The 17,667-nt window shown below is 68.6% G+C and carries 15 protein-coding genes; 11 read left to right on the forward strand and 4 right to left on the reverse strand.

Features of this window, described 5'->3' with window-relative positions; genetic code table 11:
- Positions 1-87 precede the first annotated feature (87 nt).
- The 9 genes from AN218_RS23085 (at position 88) to hisG (ending at position 9,994) form a co-directional block, all read left to right on the forward strand.
- The gene (locus tag AN218_RS23085) at positions 88-288 is read left to right on the forward strand and encodes a DUF4236 domain-containing protein (RefSeq protein WP_070018809.1); all 201 of its coding nucleotides are present in this window, start codon (positions 88-90) and stop codon (positions 286-288) included.
- A gap of 579 nt (positions 289-867) precedes the next feature.
- Positions 868-2,001 (forward strand): DNA-binding protein, encoded by a 1,134-nt coding sequence (locus tag AN218_RS23095; RefSeq protein ID WP_070018811.1) that lies wholly within the window; start codon positions 868-870, stop codon positions 1,999-2,001.
- A gap of 83 nt (positions 2,002-2,084) precedes the next feature.
- Positions 2,085-3,326: a helix-turn-helix domain-containing protein gene (locus tag AN218_RS23100; RefSeq protein WP_070018812.1), complete on the forward strand. Its 1,242-nt coding sequence runs from the start codon at positions 2,085-2,087 to the stop codon at positions 3,324-3,326.
- A gap of 471 nt (positions 3,327-3,797) precedes the next feature.
- Positions 3,798-4,043 carry a hypothetical protein gene (locus AN218_RS36995; RefSeq protein WP_171908769.1) on the forward strand — a complete coding sequence of 82 codons (246 nt, stop codon included), beginning with the start codon at positions 3,798-3,800 and terminating at the stop codon, positions 4,041-4,043.
- A 170-nt stretch (positions 4,044-4,213) separates the two neighbouring features.
- Positions 4,214-5,566, forward strand: a complete 1,353-nt coding sequence (locus AN218_RS23105; RefSeq protein ID WP_171908770.1) for a glycosyltransferase family 4 protein — start codon at positions 4,214-4,216, stop codon at positions 5,564-5,566.
- The gene (locus tag AN218_RS23110; protein WP_070018814.1) at positions 5,563-7,194 is read left to right on the forward strand and encodes a carbamoyltransferase C-terminal domain-containing protein; all 1,632 of its coding nucleotides are present in this window, start codon (positions 5,563-5,565) and stop codon (positions 7,192-7,194) included. Before AN218_RS23105 ends, AN218_RS23110 begins: the two co-directional genes overlap by 4 nt.
- On the forward strand, positions 7,191-7,907 hold the full coding sequence (locus AN218_RS37000) for a hypothetical protein (RefSeq protein WP_070018815.1): 717 nt from the start codon (positions 7,191-7,193) through the stop codon (positions 7,905-7,907). The genes AN218_RS23110 and AN218_RS37000 overlap by 4 nt, the downstream gene beginning before the upstream one ends.
- The gene (locus tag AN218_RS23120; RefSeq protein WP_070018816.1) at positions 7,904-9,094 is read left to right on the forward strand and encodes a deoxyguanosinetriphosphate triphosphohydrolase; all 1,191 of its coding nucleotides are present in this window, start codon (positions 7,904-7,906) and stop codon (positions 9,092-9,094) included. The genes AN218_RS37000 and AN218_RS23120 overlap by 4 nt, the downstream gene beginning before the upstream one ends.
- Positions 9,095-9,148: 54 nt before the next feature.
- A complete protein-coding gene (hisG, locus tag AN218_RS23125; protein WP_070018851.1) occupies positions 9,149-9,994 on the forward strand; it encodes an ATP phosphoribosyltransferase in 846 nt (281 codons plus the stop codon).
- Positions 9,995-10,053: 59 nt separating this feature from the next.
- On the opposite strand, the gene AN218_RS23130 is transcribed toward hisG, so the two are convergent.
- From AN218_RS23130 to AN218_RS35635, 4 genes are all read right to left on the reverse strand, one after another.
- On the reverse strand, positions 10,054-12,024 hold the full coding sequence (locus AN218_RS23130; protein WP_141747676.1) for an ABC transporter ATP-binding protein: 1,971 nt from the start codon (positions 12,022-12,024) through the stop codon (positions 10,054-10,056).
- 65 nt (positions 12,025-12,089) lie between these two features.
- Positions 12,090-12,806: a lasso peptide biosynthesis B2 protein gene (locus AN218_RS34780; protein ID WP_079132485.1), complete on the reverse strand. Its 717-nt coding sequence runs from the start codon at positions 12,804-12,806 to the stop codon at positions 12,090-12,092.
- On the reverse strand, positions 12,803-14,674 hold the full coding sequence (locus tag AN218_RS23140) for an asparagine synthase-related protein (RefSeq protein ID WP_171908771.1): 1,872 nt from the start codon (positions 14,672-14,674) through the stop codon (positions 12,803-12,805). Before AN218_RS23140 ends, AN218_RS34780 begins: the two co-directional genes overlap by 4 nt.
- A gap of 133 nt (positions 14,675-14,807) precedes the next feature.
- Positions 14,808-14,924, reverse strand: a complete 117-nt coding sequence (locus AN218_RS35635; protein ID WP_107421541.1) for a lasso RiPP family leader peptide-containing protein — start codon at positions 14,922-14,924, stop codon at positions 14,808-14,810.
- A gap of 324 nt (positions 14,925-15,248) precedes the next feature.
- Here AN218_RS35635 and AN218_RS23145 point away from each other — a divergent pair, with 324 nt between their 5' ends.
- Both AN218_RS23145 and AN218_RS23150 read left to right on the forward strand, forming a co-directional pair.
- The gene (locus tag AN218_RS23145; RefSeq protein WP_244900611.1) at positions 15,249-16,463 is read left to right on the forward strand and encodes an NsdA family TPR-like regulatory protein; all 1,215 of its coding nucleotides are present in this window, start codon (positions 15,249-15,251) and stop codon (positions 16,461-16,463) included.
- A gap of 127 nt (positions 16,464-16,590) precedes the next feature.
- Positions 16,591-17,640, forward strand: coding sequence for a DNA glycosylase family protein (locus AN218_RS23150; RefSeq protein WP_107421542.1), 1,050 nt, complete (start codon positions 16,591-16,593; stop codon positions 17,638-17,640).
- The last annotated feature ends 27 nt before the right edge of the window (positions 17,641-17,667 follow it).

Genomic DNA, 17,667 nt, shown 5'->3' on the forward strand with positions numbered 1-17,667 from the left:
TCCGCACGGCCTCCGCCGTCGACAAGCGGTCCCGGCCACCGAACAGATCCGTCCCAACCGCCCAGCCCATGAACGAGGAGCAGCAACATGCCCTGGACCTTCCGCAAGAGCTTCCCGCTTCCCTTCGGCCTCCGGTTGAACGTGAACCGCAAGTCGGTCTCCGTCACGTTCGGCGACGGCACGCCCGTACGGCGCACGATCAGCAGCAACGGCACCCGCACGACGTCGGTCAACTTCCCCGGCCCCTTCGGCTTTCGCAAGCGCACCGAGCGGGGTCGACGTCCGTGACCGAATGGGTCGATGGCTGCGGCGAGATGAACCCGTCGCCGCCGGCCGAATCCCCCTTCGCCTGCGCGGGCGACCCGCCCGCACCAAGTCGCCCGGCGCCATCCCCCAGCGCGCGCCCGCTGCTCGTAGCCCGCTGGCGGTGCCATCCAGCCAGCGGGAGGACGAGACCGCCCCCATCGAACGGAGGAGACATGGACAAGCCGGCTGACCCGATCGTCTTCGGCCCGGTCGACGAGACCGCCCCGAGGACCCGAAGCGACCGCGACCACGCCTGCGACAGGACGTCAACCGCCGGGTGCCGGGAACCGCTCCTCATGTCCGACGCGGCGATGGAGACGTGGCATGGCACGCGACTCGATCGGGCGGCCCCGCCCGCGGCCGCAGAGCCCCCAGCTGAGCATGGTGGCTCATACGAAGATGCCGACGAACTGGCCCACGTGGTGTGGGGCATGTGAAACAACCGGCTGTCGGGGGTGTCGCGGCCTGACGTCTTACTTGTCGGTTCGCTCGCTCTTCAGCGGTGTGACTAGTGTTGCTGCGAAGGGCAATGCGCAGGCGAGCGGGTATGCGAGCAATCTGGTGACGCACGAGCTGGATGGGACGAGCACCGGCGGACCGGTTGGTACCCGCTTGGCTTCCTGGCGCCGCTACCGGGGACTGAATCGAGAGGGTCTTTCCTCCCTCACCGGTCTTGAGCTCGAGTACATCGTCGGTCTGGAGACCGGCGTGGAGTGGATGGACCGCCGGAGCCGACTTACGGAGCTTGCTACCGCTTTGCGGCTGGATGTTGCCGACTTGACCGGGCAGCCGTACCCACCGCGCGGGGCGGAGCACGCGACGGTGCGGGCGGTCGCCTTCCACCTGCGACGCAGCCTGTTCCGTCGGCGTGGATGCGAAACTCCCGGCAGCCGTGCTGTGCCGGTTGAAGAGCTGGCGGAGCGAACTCGGTCCGCGGCACGGGCCGATGCTGCAGGGGATGAGCATCATCTCGCGCTCACGCTGCCGGAACTGATCGAGGCGTCCGACTGTGCAATTCCCGCAACTGTCGGCCCCGGGCGCGAGGAGGCGGAACGATGGCGGGCTCAGGCGCATGCGTTGGCCGCCGGGCTGCTGCGTCGCTTGGGCTACAAGGACCTGGCCTGGATGCTGCTGCACCGGGCCTCCCAGCCCGGAACCGAGCCACTGCCGGTGCTGGTCGAGGAGCTGCGGCTACTGATCGCCCTTGGACTGCCGGAGTACGCCTTGGCCCGCACCGAGCAGTTCGAGGATGCAGCAGCGTACTCGGAACTGCTGGCGCTGGCGGCCGTTGCCCAGTCCATGACCGGAGGCCGCCCGGAAGCCGAACGCCTCCTTGCATCGGCCACCGAACGGGCTGCGAGTGCGCGGGAGTCAGCGTTGGTGGCTACAGCTCGGGCCGTCGTTGCCTTCGAATTCGGCGACGCTGCCGAGGCCGCCGACCATGCTGGCTCGGCAGGACAGGCCGCTCTCTGCAGTGCTCACCGCTCAAGCCTGCTGCTGGTCGCCGCGGCGGCCGAGGCACGACAAGATCGCGCTGATCAGGCTACGGTCCGGCTTCTCGAGGCTGAGGGGGCAGCACCATTGCGTCTGCGGTTGGACCCCTTTGCCCGGGACCTGGTAGCCGCGCTCATAGACCGCACCGCCGCCCAGACCACAGCTGCGCGACATCTCGCGGAGCGGGCCGGGGTGCGGTGATGGCGTCCAGCTTGGAGGCCATGCCGGCGAGACGGGAGGATCGCTCTACGCTACGGGTGGCAAGCGGGAGTTGAGGCGGAGCGATGGACGAAGAGCAGGCCCTGCGGATCGGCATACGTGTACGTTCGGCCCGTCGCCAGCGCGGTATGAGTCTGCGTCACCTCGCGGGTGTGGCCGGGGTGTCGGTCGGTTACCTGTCGATGGTGGAGAACGGCCAGCGGCTGTTGGATCGCTCCAGCTTCATCACTGCTTTCGCCGAGGCTCTTCAGATCGCACCCTCCGAGCTGACCGGTCAGCCCTTCGCGCCAGTGGACCCGCACGCGGGGGCGGCCCACGAGGCGATCCCGGGCCTACGCCTGGCATTGATGAGCCTCGCCCTGGCCACCCCGCCGGACCGCCGCCCGCCGCAGGCTCCAGTATCGGTGCTGGCTGACCGGGTGGAGATAGCCAGCCGGCTCTACCACGCAGCCGAATACGACACCCTCGCCATCAAGCTGCCGACGTTGCTGGCCGACTTGCACGCCGCGGCCGCAGTCGCCGACGGCGCCACCCGCAGCGCAACGCTCAAGCTGCTGGCTGACGCTTACCACCCTGCCTGCACTCTGCTGCTGAAGAACCTCGGCTACACCGATTTGGCGTTCATCGCGGTGACCCGCGCCGCCGAGGTGATAGCGGAGCTGGACGATCCGATCTACACGGCCCTGTCCGGCTTTTTCCATACTCACGTGCTGATGTCGGCCGGCAGTCCCGCTCAGGCCCTGGCGCAGGCCACCCATGCCGCCAGTGTCCTGGAAGCACACCTCTCAAGCCCTCACGCCCATGCTCTGCTCGGTGAACTCCACCTGATCTCCGCTACCTCGCTGACCCAGGACCGGCAACGGCCCGGGAATGCCTGCGCTGAGGAAGTCGTCGGACATCTCGACGAAGCTGCCGAGCTGGCCAGCCGCACCGGCGAGACGCAGGCGTGGCACCTGAACTTCGGCCCCACCAACGTCGGAATCCATCAGGTAAGCCTCAATACGGATCTCGGCCTGCACGGTGAAGCCGTCACCGCCGGAGACGAAGTGCATCCCGAGGTACTTGCAAAGGCCCCCGGACGGCAGGCAGCCTTCCACGCCGATCTGGGACGATCTCTGGCTCACCTGCGAGGCCGGGAAACCGAGGCGGTCGCGGCTCTGCTGACCGCCGAGAAGATCGCGCCCCAGCGCATCCACACCAGCGCCCCGGTGAGGAACACCGTCGAAGTCCTCGCCGACCGGCAGCTGCCCGCACATGCTGCTCGGAATCTGCGAGGTCTGGCTCATCGTGCCGGGCTCTCGCTGTGACGGTCTGACGGTCACGAGGGTCTCCTGCCGAACGGTTCTCCGTCCGGCCGCGACCGCAGCGCCATCTCGAAGGTGCGCGTACAGCGTCGCCGCCTAGCGGGAACACTACTCGAGCGCACCTGCCTACCTTCGCCATCGGGTTTCGCCTTGACGGGAATCCGGGCCTCGCAGTCGAGCATCTGCGAGAGGGCCCACACGCCTGAAGGAGCCGCGACCGTCCTGTCGGCTGCTGGAAACGGCGTTGGAAGTGCGCAACGCACCGCCTCGCGCCTTCGCGGACCGTCGCTGCCGATTTGGCTCGCGAGATGGGTTCACCGCTGTGAACACCTCTGCGTGCGACAGCACTTACCGTCAGTCACCGTTCCGGGAAATGCGCATCTCGACGTCAGCACCAGGGTGCACCTTCCAGGCGATCCCTCCGCCACCGAGGACAGAACCACCGACCCGCTCCGCAGATGAACAGGACTTTCCATGGGCGTGCCCTCTCTCCTTGCCGACCTTTCCGCGGCTGGGCGTCATCGGCTCCACACTCCCGAGCGCACCGGCGTGCTGGCGGGCATCTCCGTGGTGACACTCAACGTGCTCATGACCGCCGGGACCGCTGCGGCTCTGATCAACATCAACGCAGCCCCGCCACCGACGCTTTCCTCCGTCCCCGTGCCGGAAGCAGCCGTGGCCGAGGACGCAACTCCGGTGGAGCCGCCGGACTCTCAGTGAGCCGGTTCGCAGACGCCGTCCCCCTCACCGGGACGGTCCCGGCCCGCATCCGCCTCCCCGTGCGGGCCCGTTCCATCCGTCTCTCCCGGTCGGTGGTGTTGTCCCGGCCGGGAGAGACGGCTCCAACGTCACGCTGTCAGGCCAGTTTTCAAGCACTGGAGGAGCCGACGATGCCTGATTTCCCGCCGCTGTTACACATGTGCACCTACGACGTGCGAGGAACGCTGCTGGACACGGGAGTAGCTAAGCCCGTCCGTGAGACCGGACTGGTCACGCACACCCACCAGTTGCTTCATGGTCTGCTGACACGTCACCCGCGCACGCGGATGACGGTGACGTACACGGGCGCCGAGGTCGCCGGCTTCGACGGCAGGCTCCGTACGCCCGAGGGCCACGTCGTGGAGCTGCAACAGGTCGCCACGCGGCTCCCGCAGTACCTCAACGCACCGGGAGCAGGCGGCAAGTGCGCACAGCGGGTGCGGCACTTCTACGAGGAGACGGTCGAGGATCCGGCGAATCCGGTGTGGCGTGCTCTCGCCGGGCAGTATGCCCTGGCGATCCGCTCTGCGGCCGCACCGGTGGTGCTGCTGCAGAACACCAACCCCATCGTCGCCGTGCTCAAGGCGCACCAGCTCGGCCTCGTCGACACGGACGTCCATCTGGTGGGCGTGGTGCACGACGCGGCCGAGGCCGAGAGCCGGTTCTGCTACCTCGCTCGAAGAGCCGCCGAGGGAGCCGCTATGCGGCTGATCGCGGTGTCCGATGCGATCAGGACTGGGCTCCTGCGCGCCGGTGTTCCCGATTCGATGGTGCAGACCGTGCACAACGGGCTTGACCTGAGCGGTTTCCGCGAGCGGCTGCGCCGTGCTCGCGCCGAGGAAGCATTCGCTCGCGTCAGGGCTCGCAACGGGATTCCGGGCGATGCGCGGATCGTGCTCGTATCGGCTCGTCGCGTCGCGTGGAAGGGACACGAAGACGTCATTGACGCTGCGCGGCTCCTCAAGGAGCGCGGCCTGTTGGAGAAGGTGGCGTTCGTCTTCAACGGCGCCGGCCTGGTCGACTCCCGTGCTCCCCACTACGAGGAGGACCTCGCCCGCGCGATCACCCGGTGGGGTCTGGAGGAGACGGTGTTCCTCCTCGACGATCTCAACCCGACGGAAGTGGCTTCCTGCTACGCCGCGGCGGACGTTGCCGTCCTGGCCTCCCGGGAACCTGAGCCGTTCGGCTACGCGAACATCGAGGCGATGCTCGCCGGCACCCCGGTAATCACCACCGGGCACGGGGGGCCGCTGGAGTACATCTCGCACCGGACGTCCGGCCTGCTGATTCCACCGCGGGACCCAGCCGCTCTCGCGGACGCGCTCAAGGAGCTCCTCCACGACGCTGCGCTGCACGCGCGGCTGTCCGAAGGCGGCCAGCGAAGCGCGGAGCGCTTCACCCTCGACGCGATGGTCGACGGCTACGAAGCCGCACTCACCGTCCCCGTCGCTTCACCTCTGCTCGAAGGGAGCAGCACGCGATGACGTACATCCTCGGTGTCAACGCCGGTATCGGCATCTTCCACGATCCCGCCGTCTGTCTCGTCGACGAGCATGGCACCGTGCTCGCTTTCGTCGAGGAGGAACGGCCGCGGCGGGTGCGGCACTCTCCGGGCGTGAAGTCTCCCGCGCTTGCGGTGGCTCACTGCCTGCGCACGGCAGGAATCACGCCCCAGCAGGTCGACGTCGTGGCCGTGGGCTGGGACGAGCCGCGTATGAGCGCCCGAGCCGGCAGCCCGTGGCACTTCGACAGCCCCCGTCACCTGCTGGGCCAACTCGGGTTTCACGGCACGCGGTTGCCGGACATGCAGTTCATCGCCCACCACCAGGCGCACGCCGCATCGGCCTTCTACGCCAGCGACTACGAGCAGGCCGCAGTCCTGGTCGCCGACGGCAACGGCGAAGACGAGTGCATCTCCCTCTACCGCGCCCGCAGGGGCCACCCGCTCGTGCGAGTGGAGCGCTGGCCTCAGGTCTACAGCCTGGGACACCTCTACGAAGCAGCCAGCGAGTGGCTGGGGCTGGGCCGCCGCGGTGCCGGAAAGGTCATGGGCCTGGCCGCATACGGCACACCCGGTGGGGAGATACCGGCTCCGGGCTGGCTGCGCGCCGGCGAGCACGGGCTGATCTCCGCCTTGGGCACAGATCCAGCCGAGGACTACTACTCCACGCACCGGCGGTGGCGGAAGCGCATCGTGCAGTTCGCCGGTACTGACGGACCTTCTCAGCCCGCGGCACTCCTCGACCAGGACCCCGCGGCGGTGCGGGTGGCCGCGGCAGCCCAAGCCACGGTGGAGCAGGTAATGGGGTGGCTCGCGCGACAGGCTCGGGAGCTGACCGGGATAGAGGAGCTGTGCATCGCCGGCGGCGTGGGCCTGAACTGCGCCGCCAACGGCCGCCTGCCGCAGCCACTGTACGTGCCGCCCGTTCCGCACGATGCCGGCGTCGCGCTCGGCGCCGCCTGGTGCCTCGCCGCCCCACGAGAGCCGAGGCTGCTCTCGCCCTACACCGGCGGGCACCCCGGTCCCTTGCCGAAGGGACTCGCCGGGGCGAAGGTGCACGACCTGGAGGTGGACCGCGTCGCCGAACTGCTCGCCGACGGCCGCATCGTGGGCGTCTGCCGGGGCCGCAGCGAGGTGGGGCCGCGCGCGCTGTGTCACCGTTCCTTCCTCGCCTCTCCGGTCGAAGCGAGGATGCGGGACCGTATGAACGCCCTCAAGCGCCGCGAACCGTGGCGGCCGTTCGGGCCCGTGACCCACCTGCAGCCGGAACTCTGGTCGCCGATCGGGCACTTGGACCGCTACATGATCGGCGCCGCACACCTCACGGCTAGGGGCCGCGAGGCGCTCCCGGCCGTACGGCACGCCGACGGAACGACCCGACCGCAGCACCTCCGCCCGGGCGACGAGGACTTCGTCACCGCGGTCCTGGAGAAGCTCACCGCGGACGGGCATCCGCCGGTCCTGCTCAACACCTCCTTCAACGGCCCGGGCGAACCGCTGGTGGAGACGGCGGCGCAGGCCCTCGCCTGCGCGCAGCGGCTGGGAGCCGACGCACTCGCCACCGACGACGCCCTCCTGCGCCTCTCTCCGGGCTCGGAGGCCGGGGCGTGAGCACGGGAGGGCTGCGTCGCCAGCCGCCGCCAGGGTTCGAGAAGGTCGGCGACGGCGAGCACAGCGAGGTCTGGCGCCGTCCCGGGAGCCGCTTTTGCCTTCAGCTGTTCCGCACGGACTGCCCAGAGCTGACGCCGGAGAAGGTCCGACGCGAGTACGTCTACCTCCGGCGCACCTACGCCTCGATACCGGGCCTGGTGCCGCTCCAGCGGCTCTTCCTCCCGGGCCCTCGGGCGCACATATCCGACACGCGCCTGGTGAAAGCCTGGGTCGAGGTCGACTCCTCACTTCCACTCAACCGCGTCCGCCGGCACGCGATGAGTCCGCTGAGCGCTGCGCAGATGGAGAGGTTCCTCTTCCTCACCCGCGGTCTGCTCTACGCCGCACGTCACGAGCCGACGCTTCTGCCGGACATCATCGACGAGCGCTTCCAGAACCTCGCCGTGGACACTGGCGGACGGCTACGGCTCCTGGACACCAACCGGCTGATCAACACCCACGCCCTCCGCGACCTCGCTCCGGACGAGACGCTGGACATCACCGAACGCTGGATTCACGCACGGTGGCTGCGACGGCTGATGTATCTGGAGGCCGCCTTCACCGGCCGCAGCCGAACCGAACTGCGCAGCGACCCCCTCTACCGCCGCTACCTCTCCCCCGACAGCTTCGATGCCCTCTTCGCATCCAGCTGCCAGGACGGAGAAGAGCTGTGACCGCGCCGGGCGGCTACGACGCAGCGGATCTGGAACGCCACCGCCAGGAGGAAGACCGGAGCCCGTTCGCGGTCGATCGTGCCCGGATCGTGCGCTCGGTGGCCTGGCGTTCCCTGAGCGACAAGACGCAAGTCCTGGACCGGGGCGAGGGCCCGGCACCCCGGGCGCGACTTACCCACTCGCTGGAGGTCGCGCACCTGGCACACGCCATCGGGACGCCGCTGGGAGCCGATCCTCTACTGCTGGAGCTCGCCGGCCTCGCGCACGACCTCGGGCACCCACCCTTCGGTCACAACGGCGAACGCGCCCTCCACACGCTTGCCGAGCCCGTCGGCGGGTTCGAGGGCAACGCCCAGACCTTCCGCATCCTCACCCGCCTGGAGCCCGGCCCCACAGGCACGGAAGGTCTTAACCTGACCCGGGCGGCGCTGGACGCGACCTGCAAATACCCCTGGCCGCGGATGGCCGGCAGCCGCAAATGGGGTGTCTACGACGACGACACCCACCACTTCACGTGGATGCGGCTGACCGCGCCCGAGCGGCAGCTGTGCTTCGAGGCTCAGATCATGGACTGGGCCGACGACGTCGCCAGCGCCGTGTCCGACGTGGATGATGCGCTGCGCGCACGCCGCCTGCGACCCGCCGTCCTGGCCGACCGGCAGGAACGCGCCGCCCTCGCCGATCTCGCCGTCGGCCGGTTCACCAGCCAGTCCCGCGACGCGGTGGAAGAGGCCGCCGCTCGGCTGGCCGCAATGCCGGCCCTCGCTACGCTCGCGGCCCGCGGCTACGACGGCACCGCAGGCGCCCGCTCCTGTCTGGCCGCTCTCGTCGAGCAGCTCACCAGCCGCTTGATCCGCGAAGCGGTCGTCGCAACGCGTACCCGGTACGGCGAGCCAGCGCTCACCCGGTATCGAGCCGGGCTGGTGGTGCCGGACAGTGCGCGCGCCGAGGCCGCCTACCTCAAGGCCGTGATCCTGCATCACGTCCTGCATGACCCCATGAGGCGTACCCGGCGCGGGCGTCAGCGTGAGCTGCTCAGCGAACTCCACCATGCCCTCCGGCGACGACCGCCCACCAGCACCACGGAGCGGGGCCTGATCGATCACATCGCCTCGCTGACCGAGCACGAGGCAGTCGCCGAGCACGCGCGTCTGCTGCCCGGCCAGAAAACGATCACTCTCGGTTGAGGGTCTGACACCATGGGCCCGTACGAAACGAACCGCATCACGAAGGACCTGCACATGCTCCGCATCGCCATCCCCAACAAGGGTTCTCTCTCCGAGCCAGCGACGGCGATGCTCCATGAGGCCGGATACCGCCAGCGCACCAGCGGCAAGGAACTTGTCATCACCGACGAGGAAAACGGTGTCGAGTTCTTCCACCTGCGCCCCCGCGACATCGCCGTCTACGTCGGCTCCGGGAAGCTCGACATCGGCATCACCGGCCGGGACCTCCTGATGGACTGCGCCGCCCCCGCCGAGGAAGTCCTGCCCCTTGGCTTCAGCCGCAGCGTCTTCCGATTCGCCGCCGACCCGGGGACTGCCAGCAGTGTGGAGGACCTGCGGGGGATGACCATCGCGACCTCCTACCCCACCGTCGTCGCCAAGCACTTGAGCGACCACGGCGTCGATGCGTCCGTCGTCCGCCTCGAAGGAGCCGTCGAAACCTCCCTTCAGCTCGGCGTCGCCCAAGCCATCGCGGACGTCGTCGAGACCGGCGCCACCCTGCGTCACCTCGGGTTGGTGACCTTCGGAGACCCGATCATGGAATCCGAGGGCGTCGTCGTGCGCCCGGCGGGCGCCAAGAGCAACGAGGCTGCCCAGCGTTTCCTCCGCCGCCTTCAGAGCGTCCGTGTCGCCCGTACGTACGTCATGATCGACTACGACATCCGGGCCGAGGATGTAGAGGCAGCTGTGAAGTTCACCCCCGGGCTGGAGTCCCCCACCGTCTCCCCGTTGCACCGTGCCGGCTGGGTCGCGGTCCGCGCCATGGTCGAAGCCGACCGAGCCCAGCAGATCATGGACCAGCTCGAAGACGTCGGGGCACACGCGATCCTGGCCACACGCATCCACGCCTGCCGCGTCTGACGTCTGGTCTGGGCTGCGGATTGAACCCACGCGCCACCCGAGAATGCCGATGAGCCGGTTCACGGTTGAGGATTGTCGGTGTAAGTGCGGGCCTGGGCCCGCCACATCGTGGCGTACTCGCCTCCTCGTGCCAGCAGCTTTTCGTGGGTTCCCTCTTCCAGTACGTGTCCGGCGTCCAGGACGACGATCCGGTCGGCGGCTCGCGTGGACCCGAGCCGGTGGGTGATCAGCACCACGGTTCGGCCGGTGCTGAGGGAGCGGATGCGGTCGTAGACCGCTTCCTCTGTGCGCGGGTCGAGGGCGGAGGTGGGTTCGTCGCAAATCAGCAGGGGCGCGTGACTGCGGTAGAAGGCGCGAGCGCCGGCGAGGCGTTGCCATTGGCCCCCGGATAGATCGCGGCCGCCCCATTGCGACGGTGCAAGGTTGGTGTCGAGGCCGTGAGGCAGTTGAGCGAGGACGTCGTCGGCACCGGCTGCTTTTGCGGCGGTGAGTACGGCTTGCTCGTCGCCGTCGCCTTGGCCGAGGGTGATGTTCTCTCGGGCAGTGACCTGCCAGCGGGCGATGTCCTGGGGGAGCATGGCGAGCCGGGACCAGACCTGTTCGGGGTCGGCAGTGGTGAGGTCCACGTCATCCCAGGTGACTTTGCCCTGGGTGGGGGCGTAGAGGCCCGCGAGGAGCTTGGCGAGGGTTGACTTCCCCGAGCCGTTCGCGCCCACGATGGCCAGGACTTCGCCTTGGCGGAGGGCGATGTTGATGTTCTCCAGCGCGGGTTGCTCGCTGCCGGGGTAGCGGAAGGTGACGTCGTGCGTGGCGATGACGGCTGGGTGCGCGGGAACCGGTACGGGGTCGTTGGGGAGTTGAGCGCGCCGTTCGGCGTCGGTGAGGAACGTGGCCCAGTCGCCGAGGTAAAGGCCCGTCTTGTAGGTGGTATTGATGCCGGTGACCAGTTCGCTCAGCAAGATTCTGCTGCCTTGTGTGGCGATCACCGCGGTCCCGGCAGCAGCGAGCGGGATGTGGCCGGCGGTGGCGAGCCACAGCAACGTCGCGTACACGACGAGTGCTGCTGCTCCGGCCATCGTGTCGCCGAATAGTTGGTAGCGGCCGGTGGTCCGGCCGACTTGGGCGGCATGGTCGGTAAGACGGTTAGTGACGGTGGTGAACTGGCTGAGGAGCCATGAACGCATGGTGGCTGCTCGCACGTCGAGTGCCGTGGGCCGCCCGGCGGTGTTGAAGATGAGGGTGTGGCGGAGTCGGCGGTCAGCGAGGGTGTGCCGCTCGGCGAGGTGAGCAGCACGTGCGCTTCGGATCGCTGCGGCTGCGCGAGGGATCACGGCGAGCAGGAGCAGAGGCATCAGGAGTGGGTGGAGGGTGGCGAGCGTTCCGGCAGCAGCGACCAGGCCGATGAGGGCTGCGGTGACCGCAGCGAGGGCGTCGACCATGAGGTGGGCGTCCTTGGAGGCTCGATTCGCCGCTTCGCTGTGATCGCACCAGGCGGGATCGTCATAGGCCGCGAGCGGTACGCGGGTAGCGGCGTTGAGATAGCGCAGTTCGGCGAGAGCGTCGACGCGGGGGCCGAGACGTGCGGTGACGGCCAGCGTGGTGGCGTTGATGAATGATCGAGTGATCGCGGCCGCGGTGATCAGTGCGAGTGACGGCAGTGCTGCGGTGAGGCGGTCCATGAGCGGCCCGTCGGTGAACAGGGGACGGAGGGCGCCGCGGGTGCCGTACAGAGCGACGGCGGTGAGCAAACCGGTGGCCAGTTGCAGGACGGCGGTCAGGAGAAAGGCTCGCCGGTCAGCGTCCCAGGCAAGACGTACTGCGGTCGCGGTGAGAGCCGGCAGGCGACGCGCGATGGTGGTGAAGTCGTCAGCGAGCGCGTCATCGTGACGTTCGGCGCTGACGGTGTAATGGGGGATCACGTCGCCGTTTCGGGCATGCCGGCGACGGCGCCACGGCACGTGAAGGCGCCGCTTGGGGCGACGGGTTGAGGACTCCTCGCGGGTGCTGTTGCGGTGCTCGGTGTTCGTCACATCCTGCGCAACGCGTCACCCGATCGGGCGGTACGGCTGGATGCGGTGGCGAAGGGTGGCGAATCTCAGTGCGAACGTTCCACCGTGAGTGCAGGAACGTAGGGCCAGACCCGGTCGCTCTCGTCCTGTCCGATGATTGCGTTGCCGGCTTCGATCCACGCATGCGCACCCTGTGGGGTGAAGCGTGCCCCAAGTACCCACCTCACGCGTCGTCCGGTGAGGGCAGCTGCGAAGAAGGCGGCCAGTGATTCTTCGAGGCAGGCGGCGCGCCCGGGCCAGTAGCGGGCGGCTCGGCGTACGGCAGCGAAGGCAGCGTCGGCCTCCAGCGGCAAGGCCGCCCGGCCCGGAAGCCGGGTGACGGCGCGGGCGGCTGTGGTGGCGATGCGGATGGGCAGGCACCGGAGCAGGGCGAGCGCGAGGAGCAGTCCGGCGTGGCCAGCCAGTTGCCGAGTGAGGTCGCCATGAGTCGTCGCGGCGAATCGGACGTGCGTGGCGTCAGGTTCGACGGCGGGTGAAACGGCGTGGAGAAGGTCGAGGCGTTCCAGGTCGGTGGCGAGAGCGGTGAGATCGGTGCGGACTCGTTCGGGGTCGACGCCCTTGCTGTGCCAGTACGCGACGAGAGCGTCGACCGCTGCGGCCGGTCTCGCGCCAGCGTTCACCTTCTGCCACAGCTGGGAGCCGACCGGGTCAAGGAACCGCCACTTCCCATGGCCTGTGCGGATGTCGATGAGCGCGAGTCCGTGGGGACTGGCTGCGGCGTATACGCCGGGACGATCCTTCATCGTGTGACCTCCTGCCTCTGAGGGGTGACCTGCTCCCACCAACTGCTGCGTGCGCTACGAACCGCGGCGAGCCACAGCTCGGAGACGATCAGCCCGTGGAGGGCGGCCAGAGGCGCCGGCTCTCCTCGCACTGCACCCTCGAGTGCTGCCAAGGCCTTCGATCCATCGATGAGCCCGGTCTGGGCGAGGCGAGAGCTGCTCAGGATGCCGCGCAGAGCAGGGGCGTTGGCGCGCAGCCCGGCGTAGAGGCTTCCGGTGAACGGTGTCTTGGTGCGCCGCTGCAACAGGTAGTCCGGGACCACTCCGGTGAAGGCGGCGCGGGCCAGCGGCTTGAAATCGTCAGGCTGCGTACGGGCGTAGCCGGGGATCGCGTGGCAGGCGTCCACGACGAGGTTGTCCAGCATCGGTGCGTGGATGGGCAGCCCCCACTGGTGACGGCTGATGTAGTCGAAGGTGGCATGGCCGTCACCCATCAACTCCAGTGCGAGCCGCTCGTGAAGAACACCAGGAGCGGTGTCCGGGTCGGCGGTCTGCGCGCGGGCAGTGACCAGTTCGGCGACAGCGGAGCGCCCGGCGGGGGTGAGCCACGGCGCGCCGGCAGTGGCACCGCACCAGGTGAGCATCTCCGCCGCCGGAGTCCCGAGCCGGTGGAAGCCGGCGACGGTGCCGATAGAGTCCGCCAGGGCGGCAAGGGCCCGGGGGTAGCCAGCTCGCTGAGTGCGGGCTGCCTGCCGCAGCACCGGCCACAGTGCAGCGCGTCTGGTTCGGGCGAACGCCGCTGTGCGGTGAAGCGCGTCCATGCGGTGTCCGGCTCTGTATTGGTCGATAACCATCGTCGCGACCCCGTCCAGGACGTCGTCACCGCCACGTCCAGTCAGGTGCGCTCGGGAACCGTATGCGGCAGCTGGCGCGAGTTGCGTCGCCTTGATGGCAAGCAGGCCGAGCGTGAAGGAAGGCGTATCGGTGAACGGCACGAGATCCGGGTCTTCCAGTGCGTCGAAGTGCTGCACGCCTGCCCGGCCGCCGTGGATCGTCTTGTGGGTGATCTGCTGATGGTCATGGGCGATGCGCTGGGCGTAGAGCATGTCGTCCTGCTCGCCCATGTGCGCGTCGGTGTAAGTGACGGCCAACAGCGGTCCGCGCGCGGCTGCCAGGCTGGTGACGGTGCTGCTGTCGACGCCGCCGGAGAGGTCTGAGGAGATTCTGCCGAACTGGGCCGCTCGCCGGGCGATCGCTGTGGTGATGGTCTCCCGTACGTCCGAGGATCCATCGGTGAAGCTCTGGGTCCTGGCGGGCACCGGTACAGGTTCAGTCCGCGGTCCTCGGCCGGATTCCACGACGAGGGCGTGTCCGGGTGGCACGCGACGGACGGTGTGGAAGTGGCTGTCCTCGGCGAGGACGTCAACGCCTCGCACCGTGAACGTAGCCATCAGCACGGCCGGGTTGGGGTCGGCCTCCGCGTACGCGGCCAGCGGTGCAGCCGCTGTCGCCCAGAGCACTCCGTCTCCGACGGGCAGCCAGTACACGGTCACGGTGCCGGCGCGGTCGCCTGCTATGCGCACTTCGGTGTGGTTCCTTACCACGGTGAGGTAGGAACCCGGTAGCCGCATCGGCGACGACCACGTCCCGTGAGCAGCCAACTCCCGAGCTGTGGCCAGTTCCTGGCGGGTCGCCAGACAGCAGCCGAACGTCAGTACCTCTGCTCGGTCACTGTGGCTCGTGCAGCGACGGATCTCGTCCTGTCCGTACCCTGTCGCCCAGACCTCTACCGGCTCGTCGTCGCAGACGGTGTGCGCCGCTCGCGGCCGCCACGTGCGAGCTGCCCAACTGCCCTGTCCGGTATGGAATGTTCCGGCGATGAATCGCATGATGGCCACTCCGCTCCCGTTGGTTGTCACTCGTGTGCTCGTGCTGTTCATGGAACGAGCGCCCGGTCCCCCGGCCAGGGGCCGGCGTTCCGGGCGCTCGCTCACCTGCGCACGCCCCCGGGAGGGCGGCGTGTCACTGCCAGTACTGGGTGTCGTCCGGGTTGTCGTTGCCCGCGGAACCGAGGGTGACCTCGGTGACCGTGCCCAGCTCGTTCAGTTCGGGCGTGACGTACTCGGCGGTCTCGTACATGGTTCCTCCAGGTGGTTGTCACAACGTGACGCTCACTCAGCCGCACGGGAGTTGATCCGCCCGTGCGGCCTCTGAGCGTGCACTCAGTCAAGCCGCCCGACGGGATGGCCGTAATCCCACGGTGGGCGCCCACCGTGGGGGTACGGTCGAGCCGTTCCCGCGTCAGACTGTTCGCAGGAGGTACTTATGGGATTACCGCAGGCATCCGGCGAACCGTCACCCGCCGAACTGACGCGCCCCCTCCTGTCCCGCAGCGCCGTACGGGCTGCACTCCAGCGCCGGGACTTCTCACCTCTGTTCGCTCTCGTTCATGAGGAGGGGGGCTTGAGTTACTACCGCATCAGCGAGGCGTGCGAGATGAAGGCGGAGCGCGCGGGCAAGATCGCCCGAGGCGAAGCCACTGTGACTGCCTTGGAAACCATCGAGCGCATCGCCGACGGCATGCGGATCCCGGGTTCCCTTCTCGGTCTCGCCGCGCGAGCCTGGGAGGAGCCCGCGCAGGACAGCAGCCCCGCACACGAGTTTGGAGACGACCCGATGAAGCGCCGTGAACTCTTGCGGGGCGCTCTCGCCGCTGGCCTGACCGGCAAGGCGATGATCGGCCTGGCCGACACCCGCAACCACTTCGAGCGGTCACTTGCGAGTACCGCTCCTGCCAATCTGCCAGACCTGGAATCCGCCGCTGAAACCTACAGCTACGGCTATGCCGGCAGAGCCCCTGCCGACCTCCTCGGCGAACTCGCGGCAGACTTCGACGAGATCGGCGACCTCCTCACTCGCCCGCTGTCCACCACGGCGCGCACCCGTCTGTGCCGGGTGGCCGGGCAAATGGCCGGCATGACCGCCGTAGTGCTGCACGACCTCGGCGACCGCCGCGAGGCCCGCAATTGGTTCCACACGGCTGGACAGGCTGCGACCGAATCTGGAGACCGCTCACTCCGCGCGTGGATCTACGCCCGTGAGGCAATGGTCCCGCTGAACTTCGGGGCTCCCCGGCAAGCGGCAGAACTTGCGGAGAATGCCCGCCGAGCGGCTGGCACAGCCCAGACTGCCTCGGCCGCCCTCGCCGCGTCGGTCGCCGCCCGCGCGCATGCCTTGGCCGGCGACCGCGAGGGAGCCCGCCAGGCCCTCACCGAAGCCGAGAAGCTCTCCGATAGCCTTCCAGCCGCAGAGCGGGCAGACACCTGGTTCGGCCTTCCGGAGCAGAAGCAGCACGTACACCGTTCGCACGCCCTCACCATCCTCGGCAAGACCAAGGAAGCTCGACAAAGCCAGACGCGGGCGCTCGAACTGACCGCGCCCACCAGCACCATGACCCGCGGACTCCTCCGGATCGACGCAGCTGTCTGCGAGCATCGAGACGGCGACACCGCTCAGGCATGCCGCATGGCCGTCGCAGCTCTGCACGATCTACCGACCGGGTGGCGCACTGGCCTTACCCGCACGCGCGCGGTTGACCTGTATCGCTCTATCCCCGCCCAGTACCACCGCGAGCCTGCCGCTCGTGAACTCCGAGACGTCCTCGCCGCCCGACCGTGACCTTCACTCACAGAGGTCCGGTTTCCCCCGCGTGCCCCTGCAGATTGAGCGCGAAGGGGGAGTGAAGCGGGGACGTACGCATGAGGGTCACGCGCGTCGACGCCTGGCCGGTAGTCGGAGCCGAACCATGACCACGGCAATCAGGACTGGCCCGAAGCCGAACCAGGAGCAAGACGTGTCCCTCCGACAGCTCGACCACGCCGACACTCTCGAACTACCCGTCACCGGTGACGGGCCCTTCAACTTCCTCCACACTGCCTGGAAACCGTCCCACTACGTCACCGGACTCGAGGCGCACACCGCGAGCCGCTCCTGGCGCACTTTTCGAGTCGACGACCTCGTCACCGGGGTTCGCATGCACGCGGAGAACCGGCTCGTAATCGCCGAGGTCTACACCGACGGTGACTACAAACCCGAACACCGGGACCACTTAGCACGCCGGCTGACCGCCTCCTACGGCTTGGACGAGGACCTCAGCCAGTTCATCGAACTGGCCACCGACGTGCCGACGATGCGGGGGCCGCTGGAATCTTTGTCCGGCATGCGGCAAAGCTGCCCCGAAGATCACTTCGAGATCGCCGTAGTTGCGTTGCTCCTGCAGCACGTCACCGTCGCCCGCACCACCCAGATGACCCGTAATTTGCTCACCCACTACGGGCAGCTCGTCCGCTTCGACGGCATCACCCTCAGAGCCTGGTTCACCCCCGCCGAGATTGCGCACGTCTCCGCCGAGATCTTCAAGGAGCAGGACCGCCTCGGCTACCGCGCCAAGACCCTCCCCCGTTTCGCAGCCTTCTTCCGTGACTACCCCGCCGAGGAACTGACGGCCGCCCACGATCTCGAGCAGACCTTCCAGCAGATCAAAGGCGTTGGCCCCTACACCGCCGCGATCATGGCTTCGCACGCGTCCCGGGATACCGCCTCCTTCGGCCTGGACGTGTGGAACCGCAAGATCCTCGCGCGACGGCTCCTCAGCGCCGACGACGCCGCACCGGAAGCTGTCAACCACCGCCTGAATGAGCTCTTCCCCGGTCATGCCGGCACCGCTGGCCTCTACCTCGTCGAGTATGAGTACCTCAACGCTCCTGTGGCGCCGCTCCTCACGCCGGGCGGGGACGTTGACGCCTGGAACGAAGCCCTGGCGGGAGTCGTCGCCGAACCCTGCAACCCCCGGTGACCTGTCGTAGCACGCCCTCCCCATCAC

Origin of the sequence: Streptomyces nanshensis, from assembly GCF_001751255.1 — a bacterium.
GTDB lineage: Bacteria > Actinomycetota > Actinomycetes > Streptomycetales > Streptomycetaceae > Streptomyces > Streptomyces nanshensis_A.

What these genes read in the sequence shown, in the direction of transcription:
- AN218_RS35635 (WP_107421541.1), bottom strand. Translation starts at nt 14,924, where the DNA reads ATGTACGAGACCGCCGAGTACGTCACGCCCGAACTGAACGAGCTGGGC.
- AN218_RS23110 (WP_070018814.1), top strand. Translation starts at nt 5,563, where the DNA reads ATGACGTACATCCTCGGTGTCAACGCCGGTATCGGCATCTTCCACGAT.
- AN218_RS23105 (WP_171908770.1), top strand. Translation starts at nt 4,214, where the DNA reads ATGCCTGATTTCCCGCCGCTGTTACACATGTGCACCTACGACGTGCGA.
- AN218_RS23100 (WP_070018812.1), top strand. Translation starts at nt 2,085, where the DNA reads ATGGACGAAGAGCAGGCCCTGCGGATCGGCATACGTGTACGTTCGGCC.
- AN218_RS23140 (WP_171908771.1), bottom strand. Translation starts at nt 14,674, where the DNA reads ATGCGATTCATCGCCGGAACATTCCATACCGGACAGGGCAGTTGGGCA.
- hisG (WP_070018851.1), top strand. Translation starts at nt 9,149, where the DNA reads ATGCTCCGCATCGCCATCCCCAACAAGGGTTCTCTCTCCGAGCCAGCG.
- AN218_RS34780 (WP_079132485.1), bottom strand. Translation starts at nt 12,806, where the DNA reads ATGAAGGATCGTCCCGGCGTATACGCCGCAGCCAGTCCCCACGGACTC.
- AN218_RS36995 (WP_171908769.1), top strand. Translation starts at nt 3,798, where the DNA reads ATGGGCGTGCCCTCTCTCCTTGCCGACCTTTCCGCGGCTGGGCGTCAT.
- AN218_RS23085 (WP_070018809.1), top strand. Translation starts at nt 88, where the DNA reads ATGCCCTGGACCTTCCGCAAGAGCTTCCCGCTTCCCTTCGGCCTCCGG.
- AN218_RS23150 (WP_107421542.1), top strand. Translation starts at nt 16,591, where the DNA reads ATGACCACGGCAATCAGGACTGGCCCGAAGCCGAACCAGGAGCAAGAC.